Source organism: Burkholderia reimsis (genome assembly GCF_003294055.1).
Lineage (GTDB): Bacteria > Pseudomonadota > Gammaproteobacteria > Burkholderiales > Burkholderiaceae > Burkholderia > Burkholderia cepacia.
In genome coordinates, this window is sequence record NZ_QMFZ01000023.1 from 16,830 (window position 1) to 30,142 (window position 13,313).

Genomic DNA, 13,313 nt, shown 5'->3' on the forward strand with positions numbered 1-13,313 from the left:
TTTCTTTTCGGGCTGCCGCCCGGGCTCGGTGAGCGGCCCGTGCAGGCCGGCTGCGATTACACCGCGTTCACGATCAGGTCGCGGTAGCCGCCGACGATCACGCTATACGAGAAATACGCGAACAGCAGCGCCGACGCGATGTGGCACGCGCGCATCAGCCCCGCGCCCGCGCGCTTGCGGCCCTGGCTCGCGAGCGTGCACATGAAGAGCGTCCATGCGAGGCCGCCGAGGAAAAAGCCCGACAGGAACACCGACGCGGTGGCCGGCGTGGTCGCGCCGGCTTTCGCGATCAGCGCGCCGCCGACCGCCGCGAACCACAGGATCGCGCTCGGCGACGACATCGCGAGCAGCATGCCGCGCAGGAAGCTGCGCCGCGCGCTCGCACGCGGCTGCGGCGTATCCTCGCCGTCGTCGCCCGCCGCCTTGGCCGGCGCCAGCGCTTCCCGCGCCATCTTCCACGTGAGGAACAGCAGCACCGCGCCGCCGCCGATCCACACGATCCAGCGCACCGGCTCGAACTGCAGCAGCACGGCCATTCCCGCGAGCGCGAGCGCCGCATAGACGAGATCGCCGACGCACGATCCGATGCCGAGCCAGAAGCCCGGCCGGAAGCCGTGCGACAGCGTCAGCGACAACATCGCGACGTTCACGAGGCCGATGTCGAGACAGAGCGACAGCGACAGAAAGAAGCCGTCGGACAGCATGGAGGCAGGCGGAAAGGTCATCTTCGTTGTTCTTGTTGCAATGGCAATCCACGGGCCGGCGGGCGCCGGCCGCGTGGCGTCAGAGTCCGATCTCCTGCCAGAGCCGGTCGACGCGCGCTTTCACGGCGGCATCCATCTCGATCGGGCGGCCCCATTCGCGGCTGGTCTCGCCCGGCCACTTGTTGGTCGCGTCGAGCCCCATCTTCGAACCGAGGCCGGCCACCGGCGATGCGAAGTCGAGGTAGTCGATCGGCGTGCTGTCGACCATCACGGTGTCGCGCACGGGGTCGACACGCGTCGTGATCGCCCAGATCACCTCCTTCCAGTCGCGGATGTTCACGTCCTCGTCGACGACCACGATGAACTTCGTATACATGAACTGCCGCAGGAAGCTCCACACGCCGAACATCACGCGCTTCGCGTGGCCCGCGTAGCTCTTCTTCATCTGGACGATGGCCATCCGGTAGCTGCAGCCTTCGGGCGGCAGGTAGAAGTCGGTGATCTCCGTGAACTGCTTCTGCAGCAGCGGCACGAACACCTCGTTGAGCGCGACGCCGAGCACCGCGGGTTCGTCGGGCGGCTTGCCCGTGTAGGTCGAGTGGTAGATCGCGTCGCGGCGCATCGTGATGCGCTCGACGGTGAACACGGGGAACCACTCCTGCTCGTTGTAATAGCCGGTGTGATCGCCGTAGGGACCCTCGAGCGCGTGCTCGTACGCGGCCGACGCGTTGCCGGCCGGGCGCGGCGGTGCGCCTGCCGGAGCGGGGGCGGGGGTGCCTTCCTGCGGATAAATGAAGCCTTCGAGCACGATCTCCGCGCGCGCGGGCACCTGCAGCGTGTCGACGCCGGGCGTCAGGCACTTCGCGAGCTCCGTGCGGCTGCCGCGCAGCAGGCCGGCGAACTGGTACTCGGACAGCGAATCGGGCACGGGCGTCACCGCGCCGAGCGTCGTGGCCGGATCGGCGCCGAGCACGACCGCGACCGGATACGGCTTGCCGGGGTTGCGCAGCGCGAATTCGCGGAAGTCGAGCGCGCCGCCGCGATGCGCGAGCCAGCGCATGATCAGCTTGTTGCGGCCGATCAGCTGCTGCCGGTAGATCCCGAGGTTCTGCCGCGACTTGTTCGGCCCGCGCGTGACCGTCAGGCCCCACGTGACGAGCGGCCCCGCGTCGCCGGGCCAGCAGGTCTGGATCGGCAGCCTGTTCAGGTCGACGTCGGCGCCTTCCCAGACGATCTCCTGGCAGGGCGGCGACGACACCGACTTCGGCGCCATGTCCCACACGGCCTTCGCGAGCGACAGCAGCTTGCCGGCGTCCTTCAGGCTCTTCGGTGGATCGGGTTCCTTCAGCGCGGACAGCAGGCGCCCGAGATCGCGCAGCGAATCGAGCGCGGCGTCGTCGCCCGCATCGACGCCCATCCCGAGCGCGACGCGGCGCGGCGTGCCGAACAGGTTGCCGAGCACCGGGAAATCGTAGCCGGTCGGTGCGTTGAACAGCAGCGCAGGGCCGCCGGCGCGCAGCACGCGGTCGCACAGCTCGGTCATTTCCAGCACGGGCGACACGGGCTGCGTGACGCGCCGCAGTTCGCCGAGCGCCTCGAGGCGCTGGATGAAATCGCGTAAGTCTTTGTATTTCATGAAGATGGTCCGGGCCACCCGCGTGGCGGGCAGCGATGGGCGGGCGCAGCGGCCGGCTGCGGCCCCGAATCGACCGACGATTTTACCCGCGCCGCCGCATGCCCGCCCGGCGGAGAAAAAAGTCGACCGCGCGCAAACCCCCTACGGCACGGGGCTCGCGATCTGAAGAGTGTCCTTAAATTACTTTTTGTTATAATTTCAAGGTTTTATAGTGTTGACGATCTATAAAACCCTGCTAGAATCCGCTCACATTGGCTGCAGGGTAAAAGGCTTCGAGCCGCCAATCACCGATCTTTGACGCAGCGCGTCACCGTCCGCCGATACCTGCACGGCGTATCCGACGGCCTTAGTCGTAGTCTCAGCCAGCGCCACCAGACGCTGGTTTTTTGCGTGGGTGCCACCGCGTATGCCCGCCTCGCCCAGTGTGCGAAGGTGCCGGCCCTCTTACACCGTGGCCTCGAACGGTACTTATACCGTTTCCCCGATGTCTGCACGCCCCGACCAAGGCGTGCGGCGTCGTGATTCCGCGGCGCGTTACCTGTCTCGCCATCGAGCTGAGCGAGCCGCACGAGTCATGTTCATGGGAGATGATCTGAATGAACGCTTGGTTATCGTGGCGTCCTAGTGAGCAGCATGCGCAATTCGTGCGCAGCATGCTGCGTCGCGGGACGCGTGTCAGTCACCATCTATTCAGCGTTGTCGGCTGTCTCGCGGTCGCGGTTGCACTCGCACTGTGGCTGCTGCCAACCGTGCGCGGCACGCTTGCCGCGAAGCTGATGCCGGTCGTATCCGCGGCCGTGCAAGCCGGCCCGGCCCGTCTGCTGACCGGCCATCCGCTGCCGAACTTCGCGCCCGCCGGCGCGCAGCCGCAGCAGGAAGACAGCCCAGAAACGGACGCGCTTGCGGTCGGCCTCGACGTCGCACCGGAAGCCAACGCGCAGGGCGATGCATCCGATCCCGCCCGCAACGGCCCGTCGCCCGTTGCGCTGGCGAAGCTGATCCCGACCCAGCGCGTGGCGGCCGATGCGCGTGACGACCGTGCGCTCGCGTCGAATCGCGAGCAGGCGCTGGTCGCGACCTACCTGTCGCGCCGTTACCGCGTCGCGCAGGAGCCGCTCGGCCAGCTCGTCAAGGCTGCGTTCCAGACCGGCCGTGACGTCGGCCTCGATCCGCTGCTGCTGCTGTCCGTGATGGCGATCGAATCGGGCTTCAACCCGTACGCCGAAAGCGGCGTCGGCGCGAAGGGCCTGATGCAGGTCATGTCGAAGGTCCATTCCGACAAGTTCGAGTATTTCGGCGGCACCGATACCGCACTGCAGCCGCTCGCGAACCTCCAGGTCGGTGCGCTCGTGCTGAAGGACTGCATTGCACGTGGCGGTTCGCTCGCGAACGGCCTGCGCCTGTACAACGGCTCGACGAACCCGGACGACACCGCATACGGCGCGAAGGTGATGGCCGAGCGCGGTCGCCTGCGCGACGTGTCGCACGGCCGCAGCGTGCCGGTCAACGCGCCGCAGGCGCCGGCGAAGCCGATCGTCACGGCCGCCGCCGTGACGGCGGCAGCGGGCGGCGCGAAGCGCGTGCATGCGACGCTCGAAACCACGACGTCGGCGAAGTCGGCGGCATCGAAGGAAGCCGCGCCGCAGGACGACGCGAGCGTCGATACCGCGAAGTCGCACGGCGACCGTTCGGAGCTCGGCGCGTAACGCCCGGCGCTAGCGCACTGCTCGGTTCCGCCGGCAGGACATGAAAAAGGCACCCGATCAGGGTGCCTTTTGCTTTTTGCGGCGCGAGAAGCCGCCGGCGTGCCGGCCGAGGCTCAGTCGAGGCTCAGTGCTGCCCGAACAACGCCGCGAGCCGTTCGACTGCTTCCTCGAGCCGCGAGTAGGCCGTCGCATAGGACAGGCGGATATAGTCGCGCGGCGCATGGACACCGAAGTCCATGCCGGGCACCAGCACGACGCCCGCGTCGTGCAGCATCGCCGTCGTGAGCGCGGCGCTGTCGCCGGCCGCCGGGTGGGCGACGCCGCCGCAGTGCGCATACACATAAAACGCGCCATCCGGCATCACGGGCACTGTGAAGCCGAGCCGTTCCAGCGCCGGTGCGATGAAATCGCGGCGGCGCTTGAATTCGAGCCGGCGCGCTTCGTAGATGTCGAGCGCCGCCGGCTCGAAGCAGGCGAGCGCCGCGTGCTGCGCGAGCGCGGACGGGCAGATGAACAGGTTCTGCGCCAGCTTCTCGAACGTGCCGACCAGCGCGGGCGGCACGACCAGCCAGCCGAGCCGCCAGCCCGTCATGCTGAAATACTTGGAGAAGCTGTTCACGGTGACGACGTCGTCGCCGAATGAAAGCGCCGACACGGGCGCCGCGTCGTAGCTGAGTCCCTGGTAGATCTCGTCGACGATCGTGAAACCGCCGCGTGCGCGCACGGCTTCGACGATCCGCTTCAGCTCGTCCGGTTCGAGCGACGTGCCGGTCGGGTTCGACGGCGATGCGAGCAGCACACCGCGAGTGCGGCCGCCCCAGCGCGTGCGGACGTCGTCCTCGGTGAGCTGGAAGCGTGCGTCCGGGCCGCTCGGCACGAGCACCGCGCGGCCTTCGGCCGCCGCGACGAAGTGCCGGTTGCACGGATACGACGGGTCGGGCATCAGCACCTCGTCGTCACGCCCGACGAGCGCGAGGCACGCGAGCAGCAGCGCAGCCGACGCGCCGGCCGTCACGACGATCCGCTCCGGGCTGATCGTGAGGCCGTAGGCACGCGCGTAATGCGCGGCGATCGCTTCGCGCAGCGGTGCAATGCCGAGCGCGCTCGTATATTGCGTGACGCCGCGGCGCAGCGCGGCCGCAGCTGCTTCGACAACCGGCTCCGGCGCGGTGAAATCCGGCTCGCCGATGCCCATGTGGATAACATCGCGCCCGGAGGACTCGAGACGCTGTGCCTCCTTCATCAGTTCCATCACGTAGAAGGGCTGGATCGCGTCGACGCGTGCGGCGAGCTTGACGAGCGAATCGGTGGCGGTATTCATCGGGCGGGCAGGGGGAGGGGGCGTGACGAAAGAAAAAACGGGCGCATGCGCGCCCGTTCCGGACCAAACGGTATCAGCCGTTGCGGCGCGCCTGCGTTTCGGCGGGGCGCAGCTTCGCGGCGAGCTTGTCGAGCACGCCGTTCACGTACTTGTAGCCGTCGGAGCCGCCGAACGTCTTCGCGAGTTCGACTGCTTCGTTGATGATCACACGGTACGGCGTTTCGACGTGGTGCGTGAGCTCGAACGTCGCGATGAGCAGCACGGCGCGTTCGACCGGGGACAACTGGTCGATCGGGCGGTCGAGCGACGGCGTCAGCGCTTCGACGAGCGTGGTGTGCTCGCGGATCACGCCGTGCAGGATCGCGTCGAGCAGCTCCTTGTCAGCCTTGTCGTAACCGAGCGCGCCGCGCAGTTGCGCGTCGATCTCGCCGGAGGACGCGTTCGACAGCAGCCACTGGTACAGCCCCTGCGTCGCCAGCTCGCGCGATTGTCGGCGGGCGCTCTTCTTCATGCGCGCTCCTCTTCGTCGTCTTCGTCTTCCTCTTCGTCCTCGTCGTCATCGCCGAGCTGGTCGAGCGCCATCGTCAGGTTGGCCATCTCGACGGCGACGCGTGCGGCATCACGACCCTTTTCGGTCATGCGCGCGACGGCCTGCTCGTCGTTTTCGGTCGTCAGGACCGCGTTGGCGATCGGCAGGTTGAAGTCGAGGCCGATGCGGGTGATGCCCGCGCCGCTCTCGTTCGACACGAGTTCGAAGTGGTAGGTCTCGCCGCGAATCACCGCACCGAGCGCGATCAGCGCGTCGAACTGGCCGCTTTCCGCGAGCTTCTGCAGCGCGAGCGGGATTTCCAGCGCGCCGGGCACCGACACGAGCAGCACGTCTTCACCGGTGACGCCGAGGCGTTCCAGTTCCTCGACGCACGCGTCGGCGAGGCCGTTGCACACCGGCTCGTTGAAGCGCGATTGCACGATGCCGATCCGCAGGCCGTCGCCTTCGAGATTCGGTTGGTATTGTCCGATTTCCATGATCTTGTCCGTGGTGTGGATGAACGGTTATAGGGCGAAAGCGCCGTGGCGGGTTACGCGTTGGACGCCGGGCAGGACTTGGCTTCGCCGCCGGGCATCGGAATGAAGCCCGTGACTTCCAGGCCGTAGCCGGACATGCTGCCCAGCTTGCGCGGATTCGACAGCACCTGCATCTTGCCGACGCCGACATCGCGCAGGATCTGCGCGCCGATGCCGAACGTCTTGAAATCGACCGGCCGGCGCTTCAGCACAGCGGCCTTTTCTTCCTCGTCGAACGCCTTGAAGACGTCGATCAGGTGTTCCTTCGTGTCGCCGCAGTTGAGCAGCACGATCACGCCGAGGTCGCGCTCCGCGATCTCGCGCATCGCGGCGTCGAGCGTCCACGAGTGCGTCGACACGCCCGTTTCGAGCAGGTCGAGCACCGACAGCGGCTCGTGCACGCGCACCGGCGTATCGGCGTCGGGCGCGGGCGCGCCGCGCACCAGCGCGATGTGCGGCGAGCCGCTCGGCTGGTCGCGGTACAGCACCGCGCGGAACGTGCCGTGCGCGGTCTGCATCGTACGCTCGGCGATCCGCTCGATGATCGATTCGGTGCGGCTGCGGTACTGGATCAGGTCGGCGATCGTGCCGATCTTCAGGTTGTGCTCCTGCGCGAATTCGATCAGGTCGGGCAGGCGCGCCATCGTGCCGTCGTCCTTGATGATCTCGCAGATCACCGCGGCCGGCGTGAGGCCGGCGAGCGCGGTGAAGTCGCAACCGGCCTCGGTGTGGCCCGCGCGCACGAGCACGCCGCCCGGCTGCGCCATGATCGGGAACACGTGGCCCGGCTGCACGATGTGCTCGGGGCGCACGTCGTGCGCGACCGCCGTGGCGATCGTGTGCGCACGGTCGGCGGCCGAGATGCCGGTCGTCACGCCTTCGGCCGCTTCGATGCTGACCGTGAACGCGGTGCCGTACTGCGTGCCGTTGCGGTAGGTCATCAGCGGCAGGTGCAGCTGCTTGCAGCGTTCCTGCGTCAACGTCAGGCAAACCAGGCCGCGGCCGTACTTGGCCATGAAGTTGATCGCTTCCGGTGTGACGAATTCGGCGGCGATCACGAGGTCGCCCTCGTTTTCGCGATCTTCTTCGTCGACCAGGATCACCATCCGGCCGGCTTTCAGCTCGGCGATGATGTCGAGCGTGGAGGCGAGCGTCATAAGGGGGCGAGAAAGAGGAAAGTGCGTATTTTACGCCAGCCGGACGGCGTTTCGGCTGGCAGGGGCCGCGCGCCGCCGGCAAGCGCTCCGGAAAGCGCCGCGGCCGGCCTGCGCGGCAGGCCCGGCCGGCCCGCCGCGCGTTGCCTGCACGCGCGGTGCGGACGGTGGCGGGCCGGGCCTTGCCCGGCCGCGCGTCAGGCTTGCTGGTCGCGCCCGCCCAGGTAGTCGAGCTTGCCGAGCTCGACGCCGCTGTGGCGCAGGATGTCGTACGCGGTCGTCACGTGGAAGAAGAAATTGGGCAGCACGAAATTCAGCAGGTACGACTCGCCGGTGAACTCGATCGGACCGACGCGCATCTTCAGCACGATCTGGCGCGTCTCGCTGCCGTCGATCTGCGCGGCGTCGAAGCTTTTCAGGTAGTCGATCGTCTTCTGGATGCGTGCGTGCAGTTCGTCGAAGGTCTGCTCGACGTCCGGATAGCTCGGGATCTCGGCGCCGGCGAGGCGCGCGGCGCAGCCCTTGGCCGTGTCGGTCGCAATATAGACCTGGCGGACGAGCGGCAGCATGTCCGGGTACAGGCGGGCGCCGACGAACACCGACGGATCGATCTGCTTTTCGGCCGCATGCGCCTGCGCCTTGCCGAGAATGTGCTGAAGATTGGTCAGGCCGCGGATCAGCACGGGCAGCGAAGCCTGGTACATCGAGATGGACATGGGGACGACTCCTTGAGGAAGAGGGCGGCCGCTACGCGGCGCGTCGTGCATTGCGGTATCGAAACCGCTGTCGACGCATCTTAGCGCGACCGCATGACCCGTGCGCGTCGTTGGCCGTTCGGCCGATGGCGCCGGCGGGCGGGCCGGTGCGCGCGCAGCGCCTTCTCGAGGCTCACTTCGCCGGGGTGGGCGAGGCCGACCGTACGGTTCAGGCTTTCGCGCGACACGTCGACGTCGAACGCGGTGTCGCTCCTGTCGATCACCGTCATGCACGCGCCCTGGATCGCAATGCTGCCGCCCAGCGCGACATCGGCGAGGTCGAGCCCGCCGGCCGGCACGTTCAGGCGCACGCCGGCGTCGGCCGACGCGCCGAGCGGCCGGATCGATTCGATGCGGCCGCGACAATTCCGGTGAACATCGCGACGATCCCGTTCAGTGCGCGGCGTCCGTCGGCGTGAAGCGCGCGAGGATCCGCAGATCGTCGCCGACCCGCTCGACCCCGTGGAACGACAGCCGCGTGCGCGCATCGAGGCTCGCCGGCGCGGCGAGGTCGAACATGCCGGCCGCATCGGCGCCCAGCAGGCTCGGTGCGAGATAGACGAGCAACTCGTCGACGCACTGTTCGCGCAGCAGCGAGCCGTTCAGCTTGTGGCCGGCCTCGACGTGCAGCTCGTTGACGCCGCGTGCGCCGAGCGCCGCCAGCATCGCGGGCAGGTCGACCTTGCCGTGCGCATTCGCGAGCGGCACGATTTCCGCGCCGCGTGCCTTCAGCACCTTCGCCCGCACTTCGCCGGCGGCGTCGAGCCGGCCGCAGAAGATCAGCAGCGGCGCGCCTTCGAGCAGCCGCGCGTCGAGCGGCAGGTCGAGGCGGCTGTCGACCAGGATGCGCTGCGGCTGGCGCGGCGTGTCGATCCCGCGCACGGTCAGCAGCGGGTTGTCCTCGCGCACGGTGCCGATGCCGGTCAGGATCGCGCAGGCGCGCGCGCGCCACGCATGCCCGTCGAGGCGCGCGGCCTCGCCGGTGATCCACTGGCTTTCGCCGGACGGCAGCGCGGTGCGGCCGTCGAGCGACGCGGCGGTCTTCATCCGCACCCACGGGCGGCCGCGTGTCATCCGCGACACGAAGCCGATGTTCAGTTCGCCCGCTTCATGCGCGAGCAGCCCGCAGCGTACGTCGATGCCGGCGTCGCGCAGCATCCCGAGGCCGCGCCCCGATACCTGCGGGTTCGGGTCTTCCATCGCGGCGACGACCTTCGCGACGCGCGCGTCGATCAGCGCGTTCGCGCACGGCGGCGTGCGGCCGAAATGGCTGCACGGTTCGAGCGTGACGTAGACGGTCGAGCCCGCGACGTCGTGGCCGCGTGCGCGCGCGTCCTTCAGTGCCTGGACCTCCGCGTGATCCTGGCCGGCCGGTTGCGTGAAGCCTTCGCCGATCACGTCGCCGTCCTTGACGATCACGCAGCCGACACGCGGGTTCGGTGCCGTCGTATACATGCCGCGCGCGGCGAGCGCGAGCGCACGCTGCATGTGGGCGAAATCGATATCCGAGAACATGCGCGCGGCCCCGGGTCAGGCAGCGAGTGCCGCGAAGGCGCGGCGCGCGGCCGCGAGCGTCGCGTCGATCACCGCGTCGTCGTGCGTGCTCGACACGAAGCCGGCCTCGTACGCGGACGGCGCGAAATACACGCCTTCGTCGAGCATCAGGTGGAAGAAGCGGTTGAAGCGCTCGGTGTCGCTCTTCGTGACTTCGGCGAAGCTGGTCGGCACGCGTTCGGCGAAGTAGAGGCCGAACATCGCGCCGATCGAGTCGGCCGCGAACGGCACGCCGGCCGCGCGCGCTTCGGCCGCGAGGCCGTCGGCGAGACGCTTCGTCTGCGCGGTGAGCGCGTCGTAGAAGCCCGGCGCCTGGATCAGCTGCAGCGTCTTCAGCCCTGCTGCGACCGCGATCGGGTTGCCCGACAGCGTGCCGGCCTGGTAGACGCCGCCGAGCGGCGCGAGGTGGGCCATGATGTCGCGGCGGCCGCCGAAGGCAGCAGCCGGCATCCCGCCGCCGATCACCTTGCCGAGGCAGGTGAGGTCGGCCGTGATCCCGTAGTACGCCTGCGCGCCGCCGAGCGCGACGCGGAACCCGCACATCACCTCGTCGAAGATCAGCACGGCGCCGTGCTTCGTGCACAGTGCGCGCAGCGCGTTGAGGAATTCCGGCGTGCCGCGCACGAGGTTCATGTTGCCCGCGACCGGCTCGACGATCACGGCGGCGATCTCGTCGCCGAACGCGCCGAACGCTTCCTCGAGCGCGGCGACGTTGTTGTATTCGAGGACGGTCGTGTGCTTCGCGATGTCGGCGGGCACGCCGGCCGACGTCGGGTTGCCGAACGTCAGCAGGCCCGAGCCGGCCTTCACGAGCAGGCTGTCCGCGTGGCCGTGGTAGCAGCCCTCGAACTTGACGATCCGGCTGCGGCCCGTGAAGCCGCGCGCGAGGCGCAGCGCGCTCATCGTGGCCTCGGTGCCGCTCGACACCATCCGCACTTGCTCGATCGACGGCACGAGCTTGCAGATTTCCTCGGCGATCTCGATCTCGGCTTCGGTCGGCGCGCCGAACGAGAAGCCGTCGGCGAGCACGTTCTGCACGGCCGACAGCACTTCCGGATGGACGTGGCCGACGATCATCGGGCCCCACGAGCCGATGTAGTCGATGTACTGCTTGCCGTCGGCATCCCAGAAATACGGGCCTTGCGCGCGCGCGACGAAGCGCGGCGTGCCGCCGACCGAACGGAATGCGCGCACCGGCGAGTTGACGCCGCCGGGAATGGTCTTCTGGGCGCGTTCGAAGAGGATCTGATTGTTGGACATGAGCGAAACCTGCGAGAGAAGGGCGCGGGGGCCTGTGCACGGGCCGCGGCGCCTGGGCGGAACGATCGTCCGATTGTACCGGAGACGCGCGCGGCGGGCCCGCGGCGCGGTCCGCGGCCTTTCGGCGCGTGCGGGGTTGCGCGGGCCGGGGCCGGAAAGGAGGGGCAGATGCGGCGCGGCGGCCGCTTCGGTTATCGCGGCGGTTTGCGCTTGCCGGTCAGCTCGGCCCAGCGCTTCTCGAGCGGGCCTTCGACCATCGGCTTGATCACGGTGCCGGAGCTTTGCGCATCCCAGGTCTGTACCGAGTACGGATGCACGCGCAGCGCGTCGCGCGGGATCACGACGTCCTGGTGCGCGTCGACCAGCCAGTCGTAGACGAAGTCGATGCACAGCCGGTAGCCGCGCTTCGCCGCCGGATCGGGTACCTCGTACGGCGCGCGCGTCACGTAGCCGGAGCCGAACACGCCCTTGGGCTCCTTCGCGACGCGGTGCAGGAACACGCGGTCGCCCGGCAGGATGCCGCGCGCGAAGCCGCAGCCCCACACGTCATGCACGGCCTCGCCGGCCTTCACGCGCGCGGCGACGTCGGGCAGTTCGGGCCACGGCCATTTCTTGGGGCTCCAGATCAACAGGAAAGCGGTCATCGGTTCGGTCGTGCGTCGAATTGGATGGATCAGACAATAGGTGAGTGAGGCGCTGCAAGCTTAATCGAATCCCTGCTCGCGATCCCGCGCGGCGGGCGCCGCGCCGGTGTTTTTCCGCCGGTCGCGCGCCGGGCCGGCGGCACGAAAAAAAGTTGCGCGTACAATCATGGGCCCGAGCGCGCCGTTCGCGGCGCGGTCTCCCGTCTTCACCACCACGCGTGCCCCGATGCGCGCGGCGCTTCATTCCGGATACCCATGTCTCACGTCGTCCGGCGCCGGCCCGATGCCCGGCTGATCCTGTTGCTCGGCGCGCTCGCCGCCTGCGGGCCGATCGCTACCGACATGTACCTGCCGAGCCTGCCGTCGATCGCCGACGGCTTCTCCGTCAGCCCCGGCGCCGCGCAGCGCACGCTGACGAGCTTCATGGCCGGCTTTTCGGTCGGCATGCTGCTGTACGGCCCGCTGTCCGACACGTGGGGTCGCCGTCCCGTGCTGCTCGGCGGCATCGCGCTATTTACGCTCGCGAGCATCGGCTGCTTCCTGTCGAACTCGATCGACATGCTGATCCTCGTGCGCTTCCTGCAGGCGCTCGGCGCCGGCGCGGCGTCGGTGCTGTCGCGTGCGATCGCGCGCGACGCGCACGAGCCGACCGACGCGGCGAAGGTGCTGTCGATGGTCGCGATCGTCACCGCGGTCGGGCCGCTGCTGGCGCCGCTGATCGGCGGGCAGATCCTGCGTTTCTCGGGCTGGCGCGGCGTGTTCGTCGTGCTGGCCGTGTTCGGCGCGGTGTGCGCGGCGACCGCGTACCTGCGCGTACCCGAAACCTGGCCGAAGGAGCGGCGCAAGAGCGCGGCCGTGCTCGCGTCGTTCGCGTCGTACGGGCGCATCCTGTCCGATCCCGTCGCATGGGGGCACATGCTGTGCGGCGGGATGGCGTTCGCGTCGATGTTCTCGTACATCACCGCGACACCGTTCGTCTACATCGAGTATTTCCACGTGTCGCCGCAGCACTACGGGCTGCTGTTCGGCCTGAACGTGGTCGGCATCATGATCGGCAACTTCACGAACACGCGGCTGGTCGGCCGCGTCGGTTCGCTGCGCATCATCGCGGCCGCGTCGCTCGTGAGCTGCATCGCGTCGCTCGCGGTCGCGTTCGTCGCGCTGACGGGGGTGGGCGGGCTGTGGTCGATCGTCGTGTGCCTGTTCTTCGTCGTCGGCGTGGTCGGGATCCTGTCCGCGAACTGCACGACCGACCTCATGCATCGTTATCCGCACAATGCGGGCGCGTCGGCGGCGGTGTTCGGCGCGATGCAGCTTGCGCTCGGCGCGCTGGCGAGCGTCGCGATCGGCGCACTCGCGGACGGCACGCCGTTCGCGATGGGCGTGACGATCGGTGTCACCGGCGTGCTGTGTTTCGTCGGGCGCTATCTGGTGCTGCGCTGGCACGGACGGCCGGTGAAGGCGGGCGCTTGAGCGGCGGGGCGGAACTGGCGGAGGAGGGCGGTGGACGGGTT

The 13,313-nt window shown here is 68.7% G+C and carries 13 protein-coding genes and 1 pseudogene; 3 read left to right on the forward strand and 11 right to left on the reverse strand.

From position 1 onward, the window contains the following. Nucleotides 1–56 precede the first annotated feature (56 nt). Nucleotides 57–725 (reverse strand): LysE family translocator, encoded by a 669-nt coding sequence (locus tag DPV79_RS24470; RefSeq protein ID WP_059685617.1) that lies wholly within the window; start codon nt 723–725, stop codon nt 57–59. A gap of 58 nt (nt 726–783) precedes the next feature. Continuing rightward, a complete protein-coding gene (locus DPV79_RS24475) occupies nt 784–2,340 on the reverse strand; it encodes a UbiD family decarboxylase (RefSeq protein ID WP_042973112.1) in 1,557 nt (518 codons plus the stop codon). On the opposite strand from DPV79_RS24475, the gene DPV79_RS42225 reads away from it, so the two are divergent. Beyond that, the gene (locus DPV79_RS42225) at nt 2,312–2,506 is read left to right on the forward strand and encodes a hypothetical protein (protein WP_124535574.1); all 195 of its coding nucleotides are present in this window, start codon (nt 2,312–2,314) and stop codon (nt 2,504–2,506) included. The two genes, DPV79_RS24475 and DPV79_RS42225, sit on opposite strands and share 29 nt — an antisense overlap. Nucleotides 2,507–2,936: 430 nt before the next feature. After that, nucleotides 2,937–4,046 carry a lytic transglycosylase domain-containing protein gene (locus DPV79_RS24480; protein ID WP_059685614.1) on the forward strand — a complete coding sequence of 370 codons (1,110 nt, stop codon included), beginning with the start codon at nt 2,937–2,939 and terminating at the stop codon, nt 4,044–4,046. A gap of 124 nt (nt 4,047–4,170) precedes the next feature. Here the strand turns inward: DPV79_RS24480 and DPV79_RS24485 are convergent, their stop codons facing one another. The 9 genes and pseudogenes from DPV79_RS24485 to DPV79_RS24525 form a co-directional block, all read right to left on the reverse strand. Then, nucleotides 4,171–5,367: a pyridoxal phosphate-dependent aminotransferase gene (locus tag DPV79_RS24485; RefSeq protein ID WP_113046691.1), complete on the reverse strand. Its 1,197-nt coding sequence runs from the start codon at nt 5,365–5,367 to the stop codon at nt 4,171–4,173. 73 nt (nt 5,368–5,440) lie between these two features. Continuing rightward, nucleotides 5,441–5,878 carry a transcription antitermination factor NusB gene (gene nusB / locus DPV79_RS24490; RefSeq protein ID WP_027788132.1) on the reverse strand — a complete coding sequence of 146 codons (438 nt, stop codon included), beginning with the start codon at nt 5,876–5,878 and terminating at the stop codon, nt 5,441–5,443. After that, nucleotides 5,875–6,393 carry a 6,7-dimethyl-8-ribityllumazine synthase gene (gene ribH / locus DPV79_RS24495; protein ID WP_011351235.1) on the reverse strand — a complete coding sequence of 173 codons (519 nt, stop codon included), beginning with the start codon at nt 6,391–6,393 and terminating at the stop codon, nt 5,875–5,877. Before ribH ends, nusB begins: the two co-directional genes overlap by 4 nt. A gap of 53 nt (nt 6,394–6,446) precedes the next feature. Next, nucleotides 6,447–7,589: a bifunctional 3,4-dihydroxy-2-butanone-4-phosphate synthase/GTP cyclohydrolase II gene (gene ribBA / locus DPV79_RS24500; RefSeq protein WP_059485266.1), complete on the reverse strand. Its 1,143-nt coding sequence runs from the start codon at nt 7,587–7,589 to the stop codon at nt 6,447–6,449. Nucleotides 7,590–7,783: 194 nt separating this feature from the next. After that, a complete protein-coding gene (locus DPV79_RS24505) occupies nt 7,784–8,302 on the reverse strand; it encodes a DUF1993 domain-containing protein (protein ID WP_048024197.1) in 519 nt (172 codons plus the stop codon). A 146-nt stretch (nt 8,303–8,448) separates the two neighbouring features. Beyond that, nucleotides 8,449–8,694: pseudogene (locus DPV79_RS24510) on the reverse strand (riboflavin synthase family protein); the annotation flags it as partial. A 40-nt stretch (nt 8,695–8,734) separates the two neighbouring features. Further along, nucleotides 8,735–9,856, reverse strand: a complete 1,122-nt coding sequence (gene ribD / locus DPV79_RS24515; protein ID WP_021163449.1) for a bifunctional diaminohydroxyphosphoribosylaminopyrimidine deaminase/5-amino-6-(5-phosphoribosylamino)uracil reductase RibD — start codon at nt 9,854–9,856, stop codon at nt 8,735–8,737. Between the two features lie 15 nt (nt 9,857–9,871). Next, nucleotides 9,872–11,155 (reverse strand): glutamate-1-semialdehyde 2,1-aminomutase, encoded by a 1,284-nt coding sequence (gene hemL / locus DPV79_RS24520; RefSeq protein WP_014897811.1) that lies wholly within the window; start codon nt 11,153–11,155, stop codon nt 9,872–9,874. Between the two features lie 191 nt (nt 11,156–11,346). Next, nucleotides 11,347–11,799 carry a hypothetical protein gene (locus tag DPV79_RS24525; RefSeq protein WP_113046692.1) on the reverse strand — a complete coding sequence of 151 codons (453 nt, stop codon included), beginning with the start codon at nt 11,797–11,799 and terminating at the stop codon, nt 11,347–11,349. 255 nt (nt 11,800–12,054) lie between these two features. On the opposite strand from DPV79_RS24525, the gene DPV79_RS24530 reads away from it, so the two are divergent. Next, a complete protein-coding gene (locus tag DPV79_RS24530) occupies nt 12,055–13,272 on the forward strand; it encodes a Bcr/CflA family multidrug efflux MFS transporter (RefSeq protein ID WP_113046693.1) in 1,218 nt (405 codons plus the stop codon). The last annotated feature ends 41 nt before the right edge of the window (nt 13,273–13,313 follow it).

Excerpts from the sequence above, each read along its gene's own strand:
- nusB (WP_027788132.1), bottom strand. The coding sequence starts at position 5,878 with ATGAAGAAGAGCGCCCGCCGACAATCGCGCGAGCTGGCGACGCAGGGG.
- DPV79_RS24475 (WP_042973112.1), bottom strand. The coding sequence starts at position 2,340 with ATGAAATACAAAGACTTACGCGATTTCATCCAGCGCCTCGAGGCGCTC.
- ribH (WP_011351235.1), bottom strand. The coding sequence starts at position 6,393 with ATGGAAATCGGACAATACCAACCGAATCTCGAAGGCGACGGCCTGCGG.
- DPV79_RS24505 (WP_048024197.1), bottom strand. The coding sequence starts at position 8,302 with ATGTCCATCTCGATGTACCAGGCTTCGCTGCCCGTGCTGATCCGCGGC.
- DPV79_RS24470 (WP_059685617.1), bottom strand. The coding sequence starts at position 725 with ATGACCTTTCCGCCTGCCTCCATGCTGTCCGACGGCTTCTTTCTGTCG.
- DPV79_RS24525 (WP_113046692.1), bottom strand. The coding sequence starts at position 11,799 with ATGACCGCTTTCCTGTTGATCTGGAGCCCCAAGAAATGGCCGTGGCCC.
- ribBA (WP_059485266.1), bottom strand. The coding sequence starts at position 7,589 with ATGACGCTCGCCTCCACGCTCGACATCATCGCCGAGCTGAAAGCCGGC.
- DPV79_RS42225 (WP_124535574.1), top strand. The coding sequence starts at position 2,312 with ATGAAATCGCGTAAGTCTTTGTATTTCATGAAGATGGTCCGGGCCACC.
- DPV79_RS24530 (WP_113046693.1), top strand. The coding sequence starts at position 12,055 with ATGTCTCACGTCGTCCGGCGCCGGCCCGATGCCCGGCTGATCCTGTTG.
- DPV79_RS24480 (WP_059685614.1), top strand. The coding sequence starts at position 2,937 with ATGAACGCTTGGTTATCGTGGCGTCCTAGTGAGCAGCATGCGCAATTC.
- DPV79_RS24485 (WP_113046691.1), bottom strand. The coding sequence starts at position 5,367 with ATGAATACCGCCACCGATTCGCTCGTCAAGCTCGCCGCACGCGTCGAC.
- hemL (WP_014897811.1), bottom strand. The coding sequence starts at position 11,155 with ATGTCCAACAATCAGATCCTCTTCGAACGCGCCCAGAAGACCATTCCC.
- ribD (WP_021163449.1), bottom strand. The coding sequence starts at position 9,856 with ATGTTCTCGGATATCGATTTCGCCCACATGCAGCGTGCGCTCGCGCTC.